At 42.0% G+C, this 19096-nt stretch carries 16 protein-coding genes; 12 read left to right on the forward strand and 4 right to left on the reverse strand.

Features of this window, described 5'->3' with window-relative positions; translation table 11 throughout:
• Positions 1–23 precede the first annotated feature (23 nt).
• Together GT508_RS04360 and GT508_RS04365 are read left to right on the forward strand one after the other, a co-directional pair.
• Positions 24–617 (forward strand): 50S ribosomal protein L25, encoded by a 594-nt coding sequence (locus GT508_RS04360; RefSeq protein ID WP_055281796.1) that lies wholly within the window; start codon positions 24–26, stop codon positions 615–617.
• A gap of 202 nt (positions 618–819) precedes the next feature.
• Positions 820–2679 (forward strand): serine hydrolase domain-containing protein, encoded by a 1860-nt coding sequence (locus GT508_RS04365; RefSeq protein ID WP_161143643.1) that lies wholly within the window; start codon positions 820–822, stop codon positions 2677–2679.
• On the opposite strand, the gene GT508_RS04370 is transcribed toward GT508_RS04365, so the two are convergent.
• Together GT508_RS04370 and GT508_RS04375 are read right to left on the reverse strand one after the other, a co-directional pair.
• On the reverse strand, positions 2676–3803 hold the full coding sequence (locus GT508_RS04370; protein WP_161143644.1) for a glycerate kinase family protein: 1128 nt from the start codon (positions 3801–3803) through the stop codon (positions 2676–2678). The two genes, GT508_RS04365 and GT508_RS04370, sit on opposite strands and share 4 nt — an antisense overlap.
• Positions 3804–3988: 185 nt before the next feature.
• Positions 3989–5113: a CdaR family transcriptional regulator gene (locus GT508_RS04375; RefSeq protein ID WP_055281790.1), complete on the reverse strand. Its 1125-nt coding sequence runs from the start codon at positions 5111–5113 to the stop codon at positions 3989–3991.
• 230 nt (positions 5114–5343) lie between these two features.
• Between GT508_RS04375 and GT508_RS04380 the strand changes: the two genes are divergently transcribed.
• Together GT508_RS04380 and GT508_RS04385 are read left to right on the forward strand one after the other, a co-directional pair.
• Positions 5344–6099: a LamB/YcsF family protein gene (locus GT508_RS04380; RefSeq protein ID WP_028088509.1), complete on the forward strand. Its 756-nt coding sequence runs from the start codon at positions 5344–5346 to the stop codon at positions 6097–6099.
• Between the two features lie 50 nt (positions 6100–6149).
• Positions 6150–7331 carry a pyridoxal phosphate-dependent aminotransferase gene (locus GT508_RS04385; protein WP_055214809.1) on the forward strand — a complete coding sequence of 394 codons (1182 nt, stop codon included), beginning with the start codon at positions 6150–6152 and terminating at the stop codon, positions 7329–7331.
• Between the two features lie 118 nt (positions 7332–7449).
• On the opposite strand, the gene GT508_RS04390 is transcribed toward GT508_RS04385, so the two are convergent.
• On the reverse strand, positions 7450–8370 hold the full coding sequence (locus tag GT508_RS04390; protein WP_161143645.1) for a LysR family transcriptional regulator: 921 nt from the start codon (positions 8368–8370) through the stop codon (positions 7450–7452).
• Positions 8371–8524: 154 nt separating this feature from the next.
• Here GT508_RS04390 and GT508_RS04395 point away from each other — a divergent pair, with 154 nt between their 5' ends.
• The 4 genes from GT508_RS04395 to GT508_RS04410 all read left to right on the forward strand — a co-directional run bounded on the left by GT508_RS04395 (position 8525) and on the right by GT508_RS04410 (position 12089).
• Entirely contained in the window at positions 8525–9205 is a 681-nt protein-coding gene (locus GT508_RS04395) for an RraA family protein (protein WP_055214805.1), read from the forward strand.
• A 133-nt stretch (positions 9206–9338) separates the two neighbouring features.
• Positions 9339–10076 (forward strand): 5-oxoprolinase subunit B family protein, encoded by a 738-nt coding sequence (locus tag GT508_RS04400; RefSeq protein WP_161143646.1) that lies wholly within the window; start codon positions 9339–9341, stop codon positions 10074–10076.
• Positions 10077–10092: 16 nt separating this feature from the next.
• On the forward strand, positions 10093–11037 hold the full coding sequence (locus GT508_RS04405; protein WP_161143647.1) for a biotin-dependent carboxyltransferase family protein: 945 nt from the start codon (positions 10093–10095) through the stop codon (positions 11035–11037).
• Positions 11038–11123: 86 nt separating this feature from the next.
• Positions 11124–12089 (forward strand): D-2-hydroxyacid dehydrogenase, encoded by a 966-nt coding sequence (locus tag GT508_RS04410; protein ID WP_055281777.1) that lies wholly within the window; start codon positions 11124–11126, stop codon positions 12087–12089.
• A gap of 147 nt (positions 12090–12236) precedes the next feature.
• Here GT508_RS04410 and GT508_RS04415 read toward each other — a convergent pair whose 3' ends face one another.
• Complete coding sequence (locus tag GT508_RS04415) at positions 12237–13532, reverse strand: aminotransferase class V-fold PLP-dependent enzyme (protein WP_118225645.1); 1296 nt, start codon at positions 13530–13532, stop codon at positions 12237–12239.
• A gap of 282 nt (positions 13533–13814) precedes the next feature.
• Here GT508_RS04415 and GT508_RS04420 point away from each other — a divergent pair, with 282 nt between their 5' ends.
• The 4 genes from GT508_RS04420 (at position 13815) to GT508_RS04435 (ending at position 19013) form a co-directional block, all read left to right on the forward strand.
• Positions 13815–15167 (forward strand): dicarboxylate/amino acid:cation symporter, encoded by a 1353-nt coding sequence (locus tag GT508_RS04420; protein ID WP_161143648.1) that lies wholly within the window; start codon positions 13815–13817, stop codon positions 15165–15167.
• Between the two features lie 102 nt (positions 15168–15269).
• Complete coding sequence (locus GT508_RS04425; RefSeq protein WP_055281771.1) at positions 15270–16661, forward strand: alanine/glycine:cation symporter family protein; 1392 nt, start codon at positions 15270–15272, stop codon at positions 16659–16661.
• Positions 16662–17176: 515 nt separating this feature from the next.
• The gene (locus tag GT508_RS04430) at positions 17177–18349 is read left to right on the forward strand and encodes a phosphopentomutase (RefSeq protein WP_161143649.1); all 1173 of its coding nucleotides are present in this window, start codon (positions 17177–17179) and stop codon (positions 18347–18349) included.
• 4 nt (positions 18350–18353) lie between these two features.
• A complete protein-coding gene (locus GT508_RS04435) occupies positions 18354–19013 on the forward strand; it encodes a chloramphenicol acetyltransferase (protein ID WP_161143650.1) in 660 nt (219 codons plus the stop codon).
• Positions 19014–19096: the final 83 nt, after the last annotated feature.

Below are 19096 nucleotides of genomic sequence, written 5' to 3' on the forward strand. Positions count from 1 at the left end.
CAGATTTTTGGAGGAAAAGATAAATGAATACTTTAAAAGCTGAAAAAAGAAGCATGGACGTCAAAGCAAAGAAATTAAGAAGAGAAGGTTACGTTACTGGTAATGTCTTCGGAAGAGAGATGAAAGAATCTGTTCCGGTTAAGATAGAAAAAGCAATTGTTGACCGTTTACTGAAGACCTGTCACAAAGGCAGTCAGGTCATGCTGGACATCGAAGGTGAGAAGATGAATGTTCTGGTCAAAGATGTTGAGTTCAATCCATTAAAAGGTCAGGTAGATGAGATAGACTTCCAGGCACTTGTAAGTAATGAAAAAGTACATTCTGTAGCAGAGATCGTTCTGGTCGGACATGAGAAAGATGCAGGCGGTGTACTGGAGCAGTTACTGGAAGAAGTACAGTTCAAGGCATATCCGTCAGCATTGGTTGACAAGGTAGAAGTTGATGTAAGTAACATGAAAGTCGGAGATTCTATTAAGGTAAAAGATCTTACACTTTCAAGTGACAAAGATGTAGATGTCATGACTGATCCTGAGACTACAGTTGTTACATTACAGTATGTACACAACAATGTACCGGATGATGATGAAGATGAGGCAGCCGCAGAGACCGCAGAATAATTCTTGTGTAATACAGAAAATTGTATTACAGAAGGGAATAATCTAAACAAAAGATAAAGTATATAAAAATATGGAAAAACCCGGATATCGAAGTATAGATGTCCGGGTTTTTCTGTTATACTACATCATATATAGAAACTATGATCTGTTCTGATTTGTATAGAGATGAACAAAAGTAAGAATGGTAAAATGAGGTGATCTTATGGCAAAAGAGCAGCTTGCGGTAATAGAGATGGTAACGAATATGATCCTGGGTAAGACTGGTGGAATCAGTAAAGTGGATTTTGTACCTCAGAAAATACGGTGCCCGGAACCACAGAGTATTGTGTATGAGAATCCGGGGCAGACCTTCCCAAGAAACACTCCGGAAAGCCAGGGGATTCATTCGGAGCATTTGAGAAATCTGGTGGAGGAACTGGCATACTCACCAGACACCGATATGCACCACTTTATGGTATTGCGTCATGGAAATGTCATCTGTGAGACGGATTTTGCACCTTACAGAAAAGGCATCTGGCATATCACACATTCCATGTGTAAGAGCATCACCGGAATGGCAGCAGGACTTCTGATAGATGAGGGAAAACTGGATCTTTCAGAAAACATTTATAAAATTTTTCACGATAAAGGAAGTACCTGGGCGAAAATATTCCGGCCGGAGGTCACGGTAGAGAACCTGATGACGATGACAAGCGGCGTAACACTTAATGAATCAGGAATCGTATCCGGAAATGACTGGCTGGAAAGTTATCTGAATGCACCGGTATCAGAAAAACCAGGCACAAAATTCCAGTACAACAGTCTGAATTCCTATGTGCTTTCCGCAATCATAACCGAACGGACCGGAATGCCGATGGATGAATATCTGAAGCCGAGACTGTTCGAGCCATTGGGGATTACAGATTATCTGTGGGAGAAATGTCCGAGAGGAATTACGAAAGGCGGCTGGGGACTTTTCATGCATACAGAGGATATGGCGAAGCTTGGACAGCTATATCTGAATAAGGGGAAATGGAATGGAAAACAGATCATTCCGGAAAGCTGGGCAGAGGCGTCTGTTACGAAAAAAGTAGATAGTATAGAAGGTACTTATGGATACGGGTATCAGGTCTGGATGGAAGAACGTCCGGGAAGCTTTGAATATAACGGAATGCTTGGACAGAATGTGCTGATCTATCCGGACGTTGATATGGTGATCGTAACGAATGCGGGAAATGAAGAATTATTCCAGGATAATGTCATGCTGAATATTATAAGAAAATATTTTCCGGTGGACTGGGCGCCAAAAGAGACACTTCCGGAGAATCCAATTGCGTATGCAAAGCTGCAGGAACTGACCGAAATCTGTTTAAAGAAGCAGCAATGCTATAATCATCCACTCACGGTCTGTAAAGGTGGATGGAAGAAGAACTCAGAAAAATATAGGGCACGCGGGAAGTATATAGAAACACAAAAAGCACGGAAACAACAGATCCATTTACTGGAGGATCTGCTGGATGGTGTACACTATGAATTGGACCAGTCAAGTGTCGGTCTGTTTCCGCTGGTTATGCAGGTGATGCACAATAATATGACAGATGGGATATCGAAAATCGGTTTCCGCAAAGGGATGATACTATGCTTTCAGGAAGGTGAAGAATTAATAGAACTTGAAATGGGATGGTCAAAATATATCGAAAATAAACTGACTGTTCATGGAGAGACATATCTGGTTGCAGTGAAGGGAGAACTTTCTTCAGATGTAGATGATAACCCGGTTTTGAAAGTGGAAATTGCGTATCTGGAAGAAGCGATGAGACGGAAGTTATACGTGACATTTGTCAGGAATACAGGGAATAACCGGGACTTAATACCGCCGGAACATATAGAAATAAAATGGTACGAATCGCCCGGTAAGGCTTTGATCATGGAAGGAATGGAATCCATCACGACAGAAGTTACTAAGCATCCGATCTATTCCCGTATCAGGGAGAACGGAGGTATTGATCTGCTCCATCGCCTGATGGAACAGACGATAGAGCCAGTAATTAAGGGGAAATTAATCATTACTGATACACATTAAAGTAAACGGAAAACCTGTTCTACAGTTGCGGTCATATTATTGCGCGCAGCGACAGGATCCATAGCTTCTGCAAGTGTGCAGACGCCGCGTAAGATAGGGAAAAATGCATCGATCCCTTCTTTGTTGCAGGCAGTCGCTTCTTTTGTGACACTTCCTGCAAATGCGATAACCTTTGCGTTATATTTTTTCGCAAGTCTGGCAACTCCGACAGGAGCTTTTCCCATTGCGGTCTGAAAATCAAGGCGGCCTTCACCGGTAACGACCACATCTGCGCTGGAAAGCTCTTCTTCCAGTCCGACAGCATCTAAGATCAGTTCAATACCAGGTGTCAGTGCTGCGCCGGTATATGCAAGGAATGCATAGCCAAGTCCACCGGCAGCACCGGCACCTGGTGTATTCAGATAATCATTTTCAAGAGTTTCAGAAGTAACTCTGGCAAAATGTGCCATCGCTTCATCCAATGTTTTTTTCATATCTTCGGTCACACCTTTTTGCGGTCCATAAACGTATGTGGAACCATTTTCACCACAGAGTGGATTATTTACATCGCATGCGACCTGAATGTGGCATTCTTTTAAAAGCGGATTCATACCGGATACATCGATACGGGCAACTTTAGCCAGGGCCTGTCCGCCTTCTCCGGCATCTTCGTCATTTTCATCCAGAAAACGTACGCCGAGAGCTTTTAACATTCCGATACCTCCGTCGTTGGTGACACTTCCGCCGATACCGATGATAAAGTTACGACAGCCTCTTTGGATAGCATCGTTTATCATTTCACCAACACCATAACTGGTTGCAAGAAGCGGGTTCTTTTCTGAATCAGGAACCAGAGTAATACCTGCTGCGGATGCCATCTCCATAACAGCAGTGTTGGTATCTTTCAGATATCCGTAATAAGCATCTACCGGTGTGTGCATCGGACCTGTAACGGTAAGGTCAATGCGTTCCCCGTTCATTCCTTCGATCAGTGCGTCGGTTGTTCCTTCTCCTCCATCTGCGAGCGGTTTTACGATAACTTCCGCGTCTGGTTTTGCTGCAAGGATCCCGTCTTTGATTGCCATTCCGGCTTCCATGGAACTTAAGCTTCCTTTTAATGAATCGATTGCTATTACAACTTTCATGTGAATAAACCTCCTGAAATACATTTTTTAGGTACATAGAAATAAAAATTCAGAATTGATTTCTTAATATGCAGTATAACATAGGAGAAAAAGAAAAATATATAGTACGAAGAATGAAAAAGGGGAAAAATAAACGCAATATATGTTTCAAGTGACATATATTGCGTAAAAAGCTGCAGTTCTATCTACATTTCTTTCAGACGAAGAGCAAGATAAAGAATAACTCCGTCTCTGAAACTACGCGGGTTCAGACCGCAGATCTTATGAATACGGTCTAACTTGTATTGCAAGGTATTCTTATGAAGATAGAGATATTCACTTGTTCTGGAAAGCGATTGCTCATGGTCAAAATAACTGCGTAAAAGAGAACAGTCTGTTTCATCCAGACAGGAAAGCGTCTTTGCAATAAATTCAGCCGTGGTGACTTCGTTTAAGGATCCAAGGAGGATTTCAAGTGTCAGATCATCGAAGAGTGCATAATGATCAGCAGAATCCGTAAGTGAATTTAATGCGATCCGGGCAGTATCGTAGGAGGTGGAAAGCTTAAAAAGTTCCGCTGGGCGTCCGATACCCATCTGGATGGAATCAGACAGGGACAGACAGAATGATTCCAATTCTTCCAGAGGGAAGGAGCTGTCGATGATTGCAGCATATTCATGTGGATACTGAAACTTATATAAGTGTATGGAATGTTCTGTGAACATCCGTAAAATTTTTTCTTCCGCAGACGAGATCGTGATCGTAGAATGGTCTGATAACATGCGGATGATCAGTACACGTTTTTTCTTCTCGATATTGATCTCAAATTCATCAAGAAGATCATGGATATAGTTCAAATCTGCTATTTTATCTGGGAAAGACTCAAATTCGCAGGTTCCGTTGGAAGTTCCGGTTCCGGACAGCAGATAAGAAACCAGATAAGTGCGCTTTTCTGATAAAGTGCGGGAAGCGGCATTCAATTCCTGTTCGCGGATAAGAAGCCGGGTGATTTTTTCTGCCAGATAAGCAAATTTGCGGACCTCATCCGGTGAACCGCTTATTCCGATAACAGCAATGAGATATCCGTTGTGTGTAACAGGAATATTAACTCCGCTGCTGGTTCCTTCGTAGTGGTCATTATCCTGTACTTCAATGACAGTTTTCGTATCGGCAGCTTTTTTACCGATTTCATGAAAAGAGCCGATGCGGGAAGTATTGGTACTGGCGTAGATAATACCATTCTTATTGATGAAATTAATATCGTGTCCACAAACGTCATGGACGGTATCTACAATCTGTGTAGCGAGCTGTTTTCCAATCTGTGTGATCATTGGTATCCCTCCTGCTTGTATGATTCGCCTAAAAGATCATATTCAAAAAAGTTCATATCTGAGATTATAGCAGAGAATCCGTTCATATTAAAACATGAAAAAATATATTTGATAATAAAAAAAGTTAATATATTAAAGTGAAATTATTTATTTTATTATTTATTCTTGCGGTGTTATACTTGAAGCAACAAGGAAAAAAGAAACGGAAATAACCGAAAGGAGAAAGACTCATGTATAGTATTGATTTGAACAGTGATATGGGAGAAAGCTTTGGAGCGTATAAGATCGGAGGAGACGAAGAAATCATCAAATATGTGACCACTGCCAATGTTGCCTGTGGATGGCATGCAGGAGATCCGATGGTTATGGACAAGGTTGTCCGCATGGCTAAAGAGAGAGGTGTTATGGTAGGTGCACATCCGGGATATCCGGATATGATGGGATTCGGACGCAGAAAGATGGTTCTGTCTCATGATGAGATTAAAAATTATGTAAGATATCAGATCGGAGCGCTTGCAGCATTTACGAAGAGTTATGGAATGAAATTACAGCATGTGGCACCTCACGGGGCAATGGGAAATGCATGCCAGTATGATGAAGATATCGCAAGCGCAATCGTAGAAGCAATCTGCGAATATGACAAAGACCTGATTGTTTACTACTGTGCGGGAGCAGTTCTTGGAGATATCGCCGAGAGCAAGGGACTTCGTACAGCTTCAGAGATCTTCGCAGACAGAGCATATATGGATGATCTTTCACTCGTTCCGAGAAAGATGGAAGGGTCTATGATCACAGATGAAGACATTGCAATCCAGAGATGTGTGAAGATGATCAAAGAAGGAAAGGTTACTTCTATCACTGGAAAAGAACTGGATATCAAAGGAGATACTCTTTGTGTTCACGGTGACGGACCGAAAGCGCTGGCGTTCGTTCAGAAGATACGTGAGAAATTCACGGAAGAAGGCATCGAGATCAGACACTTATAAAATATAGTATAGGGACAAACAGATAATCATTTTCAGCAGGAGGAACAGACATGGAATACAAGACAGCAAAAAGAATGGAATACCTTCCATTCTCCGGAATCAGGGCAGTTATGGAAAAGGCAACAAAGATGCAGCAGGCAGGAGAGAAAGTCATTCATCTGGAGATTGGACGTCCGGACTTTGATACACCGAAAAAGATCAAGGATGCAGCGTATGAGAGCCTGAATGCGGGACATGTATTTTATACATCCAATTATGGAACTCCTGCACTCCGGAAAGAAATCGCAAAATGGGAAAACGAACATCACAATGTGAATTATGAAACATCGGAAGTTCTTGTAACAGTTGGTGTCGGTGAGGCGACTTATGCGTCTATGGCAGCATTTCTGGAAGAAGGCGATGAAGTGCTGGTTCCGAATCCGGTATGGCTGAACTACATTCATGTACCGTCCTCACTGGGAGCAACTCCGGTTACTTACAGCCTGAAAGAAGAAAATGATTATCAGATAGATTTTGAAGAACTGGAATCTAAAATTACTGAGAAAACCAAGATGATCGTAGTGGTTAATCCAAGTAACCCGACCGGCGGTATCTTCTCAAGAAAGACACTGGAAAAATTAAGTGAGATCGCAATCCGTAATGATCTTCTGGTCGTATCGGATGAGATTTACAGTCAGCTGGTGTACGATGGTGCAGAGCATGTCAGCATTGCTTCCATCCCGGGGATGAAAGAGAGAACAATCACACTTGGAGGATTTTCAAAAGCATATTCTATGACCGGATGGCGCCTGGGATATATGTGTGCTCCAGAAGGTATTATCTCTGCATGTGTCAGAGTACATCAGTATACGATCACATGTGCTTCTTCATTTGTACAGGATGCAGCAATTGTCGCACTGAATGAATGTGCAGATGATGTAGAAGCAATGAGGCAGGAGTATCAGAGAAGAAAAGATTTCATGGTAAAAGCATTGAATGATATTGATGGTATCAGCTGCAATAACCCACAGGGAGCATTCTACATTTTTGTAAATGTAAAGAGTCTGGGAATGACATCAATGGAAGTTGCAGAATATCTACTTGAACATGCCAAAGTAGCACTGGTTCCGGGATCGGCATTTGGATCTGAAGGGGAAGGATATCTGAGAATTTCTTATGCATGCAGTTATGAAGACCTTCAGGAAGCAGCTAAGAGAATCAGAGAAGCAGTTGCAGAACTGAAAGCCAGATAAAAATAGAAAAATTAATTTGACACTACCAATTAATATTGTATAACGTATCCAAAAGGAAGAAGCAGTATCTGTCTGTCAGATACTGCTTTTTCGATGAAACAGGAAAATATGGATACAGTTACTGTCCGCCCCATATTTCACCAATCGGGATCTCCTTGCGTTCAAGATGAAGAAGCTGTTCCAGAATCTCTTCAAAAAGCTCAACAGCGCGTTTGCTGGTAGTTTTTGGATATTTGTGTTTGATCTTATAGCAGATGCGGTTTGGAGCCGGATTCTTCAGCTCACTCACATATACTTTGCGGTACCGGGAAAGTTCATGGATGACAGATTCCGGTGCAATCATCCAGGTATCTGCATTTTTCCAGAGACGGTCGAGCAATGTGATCGTATCCGCAGAAATATGTGGTCTGGATACGGAAGAAAGCCAGCGGTCGTGCCAGATTTGAAAATTGTCATCCCAACTTAAGAACAATTCTTTTGTTGGATCCAGTTCATCTGTATGTACGATCGGTTTCTCAACAGTCGGATGTTCGGACTGTACCAGATAAAGTTTTTCTTCAAATAATTTTTCTGAAATAATGTTTTTGTAATGAAGCTGGTGATATACAAAGCCAATATCTATATTATGTTCACTAAGCATACCGTATAATTCGGAAGAATGATGTGACTGAATGCTCAGATCCAGATGTGGATAATCTATAAGGATCTTGTCATACAGTGGGATAAATACGGCAATGTTCAGACTATCGGTGCAGCCGATATTCAGCAGCAACTGTTCCTGATTATGCTGTAGTTCAAGTGTTTCTTTCCAAAGAGACATCCAGCGTTCGGCGAGGATGATAAAATCCATTCCCTTTGGGGTGAGCTCGACCTGCTTGTGACCTTTGTTGCGGATGACCAGAGAAAATCCGAGCTCGTTTTCCAAAGAAGTTAACCGGTGGCTTACCGTAGGCTGGGAAAGAAATAAGAGATCTGCGGTTTTTGTAATACTTTTGGTGTTGACAATCGTTAAAAATGTTTCAATTTCAGCGAGATTCATGCTATTCCTCCTCGTTCATTTGTTATTTATATTTCATAGTTTGCAGTTATTCTGAATATAAAAGTTGTTTATATTATACAGAGAAATTATTCGTTTTTCAATCAGTAACTTGTGTGCTATGATGAAATCAGAATAAAAGAAAAGAGGTTTTTATATGTCAGCAGGATGTAGAATCAGAAGGAATTTTGAAAGACCGGCAAAGGAGTTGGTTGAGGCATTCCGTGGAATTCCGGTTGCTAATATTGACGATAATTGCGGAAGAATCGCAGCGGTAGATGCAAGTATTTTCCCGTTAAATCCTAAGGCACGTCTTCTTGGAACGGCATTCACAGTAAACGCACCGGCAGGAGATAACCTTCTGTTCCATGCAGCACTTGATATGGCACAGCCTGGAGACGTTATTGTACTTGCAAACAAAGGAAGTATGAGCCGTGCACTATGTGGTGAGATTATGAGCAATTACGCAAAGAAGCGCGGACTTGCAGGTATCATCATTGACGGATGTGTGCGTGACAGCTATACACTCAGCCAGATGGACTTTCCTGTGTATGCAAAGGGGATTACACCAAACGGACCGTATAAGAACGGTCCTGGAGAGATGAATTTCCCAGTTTCCTTTGGAGGAATTATTATCAATCCGGGAGATATCCTTGTTGGTGATTCCGATGGACTGATCGCAATAGATCCAAAGAATGCGGAAGAGCTTGCTAAAATTGCAAAAGCTTATCATGAAGGGGAAGAAAATCAGCTGGACGGAATTATAAATCGTGGTGAATGGCCTCGCCCATGGGTACAGGATTCCCTGGAAAAAGTTGGATTCGAATTTGTGGACTAGCAGATAACTGTATATTAGAAATATTAGTATATGTTATAATGAATCTAAAGTGACGAACGATAAGAAATGATATGCAGAAAGGTCTGTCAGAACATGGGACAGGCCTTTCTCCATACAAAATGGAGGTATGAAAATGGAGGTAAGATTTCTTACAGCGGGAGACCGGGCGGTTTCCGTAGAGTTTGGGAAAACAATCTGCCTTGAGACGAATGCAAAAGTACGTATGCTGGATGAGAAGTTGAAAGAAGATCCGATCGAAGGCATGATCGAGACAGTTCCTACATACTGTGCACTGATCATTCACTACCGTCCGGAGGTGATCCGGTATGGGAAACTGGTGAAAGAACTGGAGAAAAGACTTGATAATATGCATGCAGTCGACAACAGTAGTAAGAAAAAAGTAGTAAAAGAAGTGCCGGTATACTATGGCGGTGAGACCGGACCGGATCTGGAATATTGTGCAGAGCTGGAGCATACAACCGTAGAAGAAATCATAAGAAAGCATTCCGAACATGAATACTATGTATATATGTTGGGATTTGCACCGGGACACCCATATATGGCAAGATTTGATGAGCCGTTCGGGTTCAAGAGAAGAGAATCACCGAGAGTAAAGATTCCGGCAAGATCCATTGTTGTACAGCAGAATCTGTCTGATTTTATTCCGTTTGAACAGCCATGTGGATGGAATATTATCGGAAGCACGCCGCTGGATATCTGTAACTTTGATAACGAAGATCCATTCCTGGTACATGCCGGTGACTGGGTAAAACATGTGCCGGTAACGAAGTCGGAATACGACAAGATCCGCAGAGATGTGGAAAAAGGTACATATAAGGTGAAGACATATACACCGGAAGGTAACGCATAGAATCGGAGGTCATGATATGGGAATAATAGTTGAAAATGGTGGAATCCTGACGACTGTACAGGATGAAGGAAGATTCGGATATCAGGCATTCGGAGTATCTACATCAGGAGCCATGGATAATCATTCGTTTCACATCGCCAATATACTGGTAGGAAACGATATGGGAGAAGGCGCACTGGAGATGACATTTATCGGTCCGACATTAAAGTTTACCAGTGATAATATCATTGCAGTGACGGGCGGAGATCTGACTCCGATGCTTGACGGCAATGAATTTCCGATGTATCGGGCGGTTCTGGTGAAAGAAGGACAGACGCTTTCCTTCGCAGGAGCAAGAAATGGATGCCGCGGATATATTGCATTTGCAGGCGGTCTGGATATTCCGATCGTGATGGGAAGTAAATCAACACTGCTTCGTAATCATCTTGGAGGAGTAAAGGGACGAAAACTTGAAAAAAGTGATGAGATTGGATTTGTCTCAGCGAAGACAATACTTCCGAATATGGAAGCAAGAAAAGTACCGGCAAGTGTATATCCAAAGAAAGAGATCGTTCTTCGTGTGGTACTGGGACCACAGGATGATGAATTTACAGAAGCAGGAGTAAAGAGCTTATTTTGGAACAGTGGTGTGATCACCAATGAATTTGACCGTATGGGCTGTCGTATCGAACGGGAGCCGATCGAACATGTCGGAGATGGTAATATCAATACAGATGGTATTTCCGTCGGATCCATCCAGGTGCCAACGAATGGAAAGCCGATCATTATGTTATCGGACAGACAGAGCACCGGAGGATATGCCAAGATAGGAACAGTAATTTCCGTGGATCTTGCAAAGATTGCACAGGCACAGCCGGGACAGAAAGTACGTTTTGTCAATGTAAGTCTGGATCTGGCCCAGGATCTTTATATCAGAGAACTGGAGTCGATGAAGGCACTGGATGAAAAACTGAATGCGTAAGTGCCATTCAAGTGATGGTCATGCAGGATTGCACATGGAAATGAAATAAAACAAAATGCTAATAAAAGAGAAAGGTGAGAAATGTTATGAAAATTGTAGTATTAGACGGTTACACAGAGAATCCTGGAGATTTAAGCTGGGACGCATTAAAAGAATTAGGAGAAGTAGAAGTCTATGACAGAACTTCTTATGAAGAGTCGCCATTAATCGCAGAGCGTATCGGAGATGCAGAGATTGTAGTGATCAACAAAACTCCTATTTCCAAAGAAACAATGGATAAATGTGAAAATATCAAACTGATTGCTGTTCTTGCAACAGGATACAATGTTGTTGATTATGCGTACGCAAAAGAAAAAGGCATTCCGGTGGTAAATGTACCTACATACGGAACACAGATCGTAGGACAGTATGCACTCGGACTTCTCCTTGAAATCTGTTCACATTACGGACATCACGACGAATGTGTAAAAGAAGGAAAATGGGAGAACAATCCTGACTGGTGTTTCTGGGATTATCCAATGATCGAGCTCTATGGAAAGACAGCCGGAATCATCGGACTTGGAAGAATCGGACAGGCTACAGCAAAACTTCTGAATGCATTAGACATGGAAGTAATCGCATATGATGCACATGAAAGCGAAGCAGGAAAGAAACTGGCTGAATATGTGTCATTAGATGAGTTATTTGCCCGTTCTGATGTGATCTTCCTTCACTGCCCGTTATTCCCGGCTACAGAAGGAATAATCAACAAAGAGAACATCGCCAAGATGAAAGACGGTGTAATCCTCATCAATAACAGCCGTGGACAGCTTGTTGTAGAGCAGGATCTGGCAGATGCACTGAACAGCGGTAAGGTATACGCAGCAGGACTTGATGTTGTGTCTACAGAGCCGATCAAAGGTGATAATCCACTGTTAACAGCTAAGAACTGTATCATCACTCCACATATTTCATGGGCAGCTCAGGCATCAAGACAGAGAATCATGGATATCACAGTAGATAATATTAAAGCCTTCCTTGAGGGAAATACAGTAAACCAGGTAAACAAATAGAATAAATATGATAAAGGAAAGCCTTTCACAAAGTTATCAAAACTCTGTGAAAGGCTTTCTTTGGTATACTTCCCGGATATTTATATACAAAAAAAGAGAAGCTGTCAGATAACAGCTTCTCGCTATTCAAAAGATGAGGAATGGAGTTTATTTCCCTTCTGCAATGTCCTTTGTGATCTTTAAGAACTTGTCTACGTCATCTCTGCCATGGCAGTGAAGAGGAGATACACGGAGTGCTCCGTCAAGTCCGAGTGTTTCTACGATACGTTTTGAATAAGGACTGCTCTTCACACGTTCGAAGATCGTCACGCCGTGTTCCATATATTTCTGAGCACAGTCTGCATATTCAATACCCTTGATACCCATAGCAATGATCAGATCTTTGTATGTAAGGTCTTCCATGTCTACATATACTTCAACATCAGGAATATGACGAAGACCAGGAACATCTTCTGTTCCTTCCAGCATACGGTAGAGAAGTCCTCTTTCCTGCAGATGGATTCTGTTCATACCTTCTACATAGAGCTCACGTTTGCTCATTCCTTCAGCTTTGTCTCCAAGGAAATGTTTTGCAATATCGCATACATAATCGATGACTGCCATCATAGATGCGAAGTTACCAGGTGTAGGAGTTCCGAGAGCCCATACATCAGGAGCTTTACATGTGAGTTTTCTGTGCGTCATGCTCGCAACACGGTCAGATACATAACAGTATCCACATCCACGTACACCAAAGAATTTGTAAGGTGCGAAGTTGGATACATCTACACCCCAGTCTTCAACATCTATAACGGCATGTGGTGCGTGCTGTACTGCGTCACTTACAATGTAGATGTCAGGATTGATCTCTTTGGCACGTCTTGCAATTTCCTTGATATCCATGATATTTCCGGAAATGTTGGAAGCAGCCATGATGCTTAATAAAACGGTGTCTTTGTCTACGTACTGCATAATCGTATCAGGATCAAGACCACCGGTTGTCTGATTTGCAGGAACTTCACGGAATTCTCTTCCTGTCTGCTTACAGTAGTATTCTACCGCATCATGAGCAGACGGATGTTCCAGTGCAGATGTAACTGCATTTTTTCCCCATTTAACATTTTCCATGATTGTTCCGACAGCATGGAACATTGTCTGGGAAGCAGAAAGTTCAGTGATAAGAGCACCACTCTTTGCACCAAACACAACTTCAAGGATTTCTTTTGTTCCTTCACTCACATAATAAGAAAGATCATATCCTTTTCCACGTACACGTTCCGGACAGTCTGGATATTCTTCCAGTCCGGCTTTGGCTTCTACAGCAGCTCTGAGTCTGAGAGATCCGCCGGAGTTCTCAAAGAAGAGCCGGTCTCCATAATCCGGATCTGTATCGGCATAACAAAACTGTTCTTTTAAGCTTTTCTGATATTCATCTGAAAATAATTCCCCATATTTAGTAGCCATAATTTTTCCTCCTTATTGGCTTGAATCTATTGGTTGTCTTTATTATATCAATGTTGTTGTGAAAAGAGAAATGAATAATGTTGCTGTATAATATTAACGATATTAATATTTGATAATATAGATAATATAAAAGATATTGATATTTTATAGACAAATAATTAATTTTACTTACGACCGCATCCATGTTACATTGTATGTAGTTCATAAATAAACGCGCGGTTTATAGAAAAAATTAGTAAATTCTAATGAAAACAAACAAAAAGGAAAAGGAGTAGAACAACAATGAGTAACACAACGAAAAAACAGCCAATGTCGGTTGTAAAGAAAATGATGATCGCTCTTGTCGGCGGCCTGGTGGTGGGAATTGCTTTTCTTTTATTAAGAGAGCAGTTGATCTCTTCTGGTAATGAGGGTGCATGGACGATACTCAACAAGATCCTGTTCCAGGACATTACGGCAGAAGATGGTGTTAGTGCAATTGGTCTTTTCTACATTATAGGCCAGTTATTTATGAGAGGATTACAGCTTGCGATCGTACCACTTGTATTAGTATCCCTCAGCCTTGCGATGTGCAGTATTTCAAGTTCCACAAAGCTTGGAAGAATTGCAGGACGTACACTGATCGGATTCTTTCTGTTCTATGTATGTGGTGCATTTTTAGCCGGTATCGTTGCATATGCGGTAAAATCAGCAGGATTTTTCAACGTAACACTTCCAAGTGAGGCAGTTACAGATGCAGCAACACTGGATGCATTTAACCCACTGGCAACAATTGTAAATGCAGTACCGTCCAATATTGCTGCCGCATTTAGCAGCAACAACAGTATTCTGGCAGTTGTAGTAGTAGCAATTATCATTGGACTTTGCATGAATGCACTGGGAGAAAAAGCTGACCCACTGAAGAAAGTGCTGGAAAGTGTCAACGAAATCATTCAGTTATACCTTACATTCTTAATCAACAAAGTTGGTCCAGTTGCAATTTTCTGCCTGATCTCAAGAACATTTGCAATTTACGGAACAGAGTACCTTGCACCGGCTGCTGCTTATATCGTAGCTGCAATGGTAACCTTATTCGTATTGGTTGTTACAATTTATCCTATCGGTATCTGGGTAACAACAAAGATGAATCCAATTCAGTTTATCAAGAAAATTGCGAAGGTCGGTGTGTTCGGATTTTCAACAAACTCATCAGCAGCATGTCTGCCGCTCAATACAAGGACATGTATTGATGAACTTGGATGCAGTGAAGAGATTACAAGTTTCGTATTACCGACAGGAATGACGATCAACATGAACGGAACAACTGTTATGCATATGTTCGCAGCAACATTTATTGCAACAAGTGCAGGAATTGATGTAACACCTGCCAACCTCGCAACGATCGCATTCTTATCAATCTGTGCAGCTATGGGATGTCCTGCTATTCCAATCGCAGGTACTACACTGATCGTAACGATCCTTTCAGGACTTGGATGGACATCTGATGCATGTATGATCGCTTACGCATTGGTTGTTGCAATCAACCGTCCGGTAGAAATGGCACTCCTGCCACTGAACGTTATCGGTGATGCCACAGTAAACGTAATCGTAAATGCGAAAGAAAAAGAGCTGGATAAAGAAAAATATAACAGCTAAAAATGTAACTGATAAACTTTTCATAACGGCAACGGATGTATTCATCCGTTGCCAAAAAAATGACTATTTATTGACAGGAATTTAACAACTGGGAGGAAAAAAATGGAAACATTTATGAAGTTACTGGAAACAATTCAGACATTTGTCTGGGGACCGCCGACATTGGTGCTTCTGATGGGAACTGGTCTGTATTTTACATATAAATTACGAGGAATACAGATATGTAAATTTCCAAGGGCACTGAAAAGTATTTTTGAAAAAGAAGAAGGGGCAGGCGATGTATCTCCGTTTGCAACACTTTGCACAACACTGGCTGCCGATATCGGAACCGGAAGTATCGTAGGTGTGGCAACAGCTCTTCGTATCGGTGGACCTGGAGCGATGTTCTGGATGTGGGTATCTGCGCTTCTTGGAATGACAACAAAATATGCTGAGGCACTTCTGGCTGTAAAATTCCGTGTAAAAGATGAAAAAGGTGAAATCGCCGGAGGACCGATGTATTATATCGAGAATGGAATGGGAGATAAATTCAAATGGCTGGCAAAAATCTTTGCATTTTTCGGAGTTGTAACAGCACTTCTTGGATGTGGTACCTTTCCACAGGTAAATGCGATTACAGAGTCGGTGCATGATTCATTCCATATTCCGGTCATTGTTATTGGAATTATTGTTACTGTATTAACAGCAGTTGTAACACTTGGCGGAATTCAGGCAATCTCGAAAGTTGCACAGTTTGTTGTTCCATTTATGGCAATTTCTTTCATTGGTGGTTCAATGGTGATTCTGATCGTGAACCATTCCGCAATTCCGGGAGCATTTGCAGAGATATTTTCCTGCGCATTTTCTAAGGAATCTGCACTTGGAGGAGCAGCAGGAACGGCTGTGGTCTCTTTCATGACAGCTATGAGAACCGGTGTGGCAAGAGGTGTATACACGAATGAGGCTGGGCTTGGAAGTTCACCAATCGTGGCGGCAGCAGCAAAGACAGATTCCTGTGTAAAGCAGGGGTTGATTTCAATGACAAGTGTATTTTTCACCACAATTCTGACATGTTCTATGACAGGACTGGTTGTAATCTCAAGCGGCCTGCTTGATAAAACTGATTTAAGCGGAAGTGTTCTGGTTACAAAGGCATATAATGCCGGACTTCCGTTTAATATTGGTATGTATCTGGTAGCAGTAGGAATTATCTTCTTCTCATTTACTACGATCCTCGGATGGAACTATTATGGAGAAAGATGTGTGCTGTATCTCACCGGAAAGACAGGAAGTATCAAGATTTTTAAGATCGTTTATATTCTGGCAATTGCAACAGCGCCGTTCCTGACACTGGAACCAATCTGGCTGATGGCGGATATTACCAATGCGCTGATGATCATTCCGAATCTGATCGCATTACTTGGACTTCGAAAAGTGGTTATCAGCGAAACTAAGAAATTCTTCGACCGGGAAGAGCGTACGAAGGTGAATGTAAGAAAATCAGTAGTAGAGTAGATTTATTGTTGAAAAATCTTTTGACATATTCATAAGATGATGTTAGTATAGTTATAGAAAAAGAGTGCTACCGATAGACGGTTAGCCCGATAATAATTTAGTAAAAATAGTCGCTTAGTTTACCAGACTGTGGGCGGCTATTTTTGTGTCTTATGATTATCCTTACCAATAGTGTATCCGATGCTGAAGCATGATAAGCCGAAACTGATGATAGCTAAAAAATCCATAATACTCATTGGCTTAGCCCTCCTTTCCAGTGAATTCCTTTTCAGGTTTCTATGTAATCAGAGGGGCACAGTCCCTCTGCAGAAGGACTAACCGCCTACCGTTTTGGTAGCACCCGTGATATGATTATAACAATTAACAACGAAAAATACAATATATATTTACTTACTAATGGATAATTTAAAGGCGCGATTTTATTAGTGAGAATAACAAATTATGGATTCATGTATCTTGCACAGTCTTCTTATATAGACTTATAATAAAAGAAAAAGACCGAAAGGACTGATTCTATGAAACGTATTTTCTGGATCGTATTGGACAGTGCAGGCATCGGTGAAGCACCGGATGCGGATAAATTTGGTGATATCGGAAGTAATACATGGAAGAGTTGCTATGACAGCGGGAAACTTCATATTCCGAATATGGAAAAGATCGGAATCTACCAGATCGATGGTATGGAATATGCAAAAAGTACAGAGAAGCCGACCGGAAGTTTTGCAAGAATGCAGGAATTATCCTGTGGAAAGGATACGACGACCGGACACTGGGAAATGGCGGGTATCGTAACACCGGATCCGCTTCCGAAATTCCCGGACGGATTTCCGAAAGTATTCATAGAGGAATTTTCAAAAAGGACGGGAAGAAAGATTTTGTGTAATCTGCCGTATTCGGGGACACAGGTCATTCATGATTATGGCCGGGAGCAGGAAGAGACAGGAGCATTGATTGTGTATACATCTGCGGACAGTGTATGCCAGATTGCAGCGCACGAGGAGATAATTCCGGTAGAGCAGTTATATGAATACTGTAAGATTGCCAGAGAGATGCTGACTGGAGATCTCGGAGTCGGAAGGGTGATCGCAAGACCATTTATCGGAACATGGCCAAATTACGAACGGACAATCAGACGGCATGACTTTTCACTTGCACCGCCGAGACAGACGGTGTTGGATGCATTAAAAGCAGAAGGAAAAGATGTGATCGGTGTCGGAAAGATCTATGATATCTTTGAAGGGCAGGGAGTGACGGAGACCTACCCGAATCAGGGAAATGAAAAGAATATGGAAAAGACGATCGAGATACAGAAGAAAGAGTTCGATGGACTTTGCTATGTGAACTTAGTAGATGGGGATATGATCTATGGACACCGGCGTGATATTGCAGGATATGCAGGAGCATTGACGCAATTTGATGAACAGCTGGGAGAGTTCCTTGCGAATATGCGGGATGATGATATGCTGATGATCACGGCAGACCATGGCTGTGATCCCGGATATATCGGAACAGATCATACGAGGGAATATGTGCCTTGCCTCATATATGGAAAAGAGATCAAAGCGGGAATAAACCTGCATACCAGAAAAGGGTTTGCAGATATGGCGGCGACGATCGCGGAAGCTCTTGGAAGTACCTACCGGGGAGATGGGGAATCTTTCTGGGGTGAAATAAGAAATAAGAGGTGACATTATGAGTCTTCCACCATATAGAAAAATCGATCAGTCAACCTGGCCGCGCCAGGATCACTACAAGTATTATACCGAAAAATTAAAAGTAAACTACAGTATGACAGCACGCCTGGATGTAACAAGATTAAGAGCAGAATGTGACCGCTTGGGGGTGCATTTCTATGCAGCCTTTATCTGGTGTACGTCAAATGTTGTGAACCGCTTGCCATTTATGAAGATGATGACGGACGAAGAAGGCAATCCGGGAGTGTGGGATGTTGTACACCCGAATTATACGATCTTCCACAAAGAAGATCACACATTTTCTGACTGCTGGAGCGAATACGATGATGACTTTGCGACTTTCTATAAGAGAATAGAAGCGGACATAGAAGCCGCAAAGAAGGTCAGAGGCGTCAAGGCAAAAGCCGGACAGCCGGCGAACTTTTACTGTATTTCCTGCGTGCCATGGATGGATTACATCGGATATGCGGCATCGACAGCATCTGATCATGTGCCGCTGTTTCCGATCATTACATTCGGTAAATATACAGAAGATAACGGGAAACTGACACTTCCGCTGACGCTTACGATTGCCCATGCGGCGATGGATGGGTGGCATACGTCGGAATTCTTTCGGGAGATGCAGAAGGAACTGCAAGGAATTGAATTGGGAATTTAATTTATTAACGGGGAAGCGGCCTCTCAGTCCTTGAAGGAAACAATAGATAAGGCTTCTTGTTCAGGTTCCATACCATAAGAAAC

Origin of the sequence: Dorea sp. BIOML-A1 (assembly GCF_009875615.1) — a bacterium.
Classification (GTDB): Bacteria; Bacillota; Clostridia; order Lachnospirales; family Lachnospiraceae; genus Dorea_A; species Dorea_A amylophila.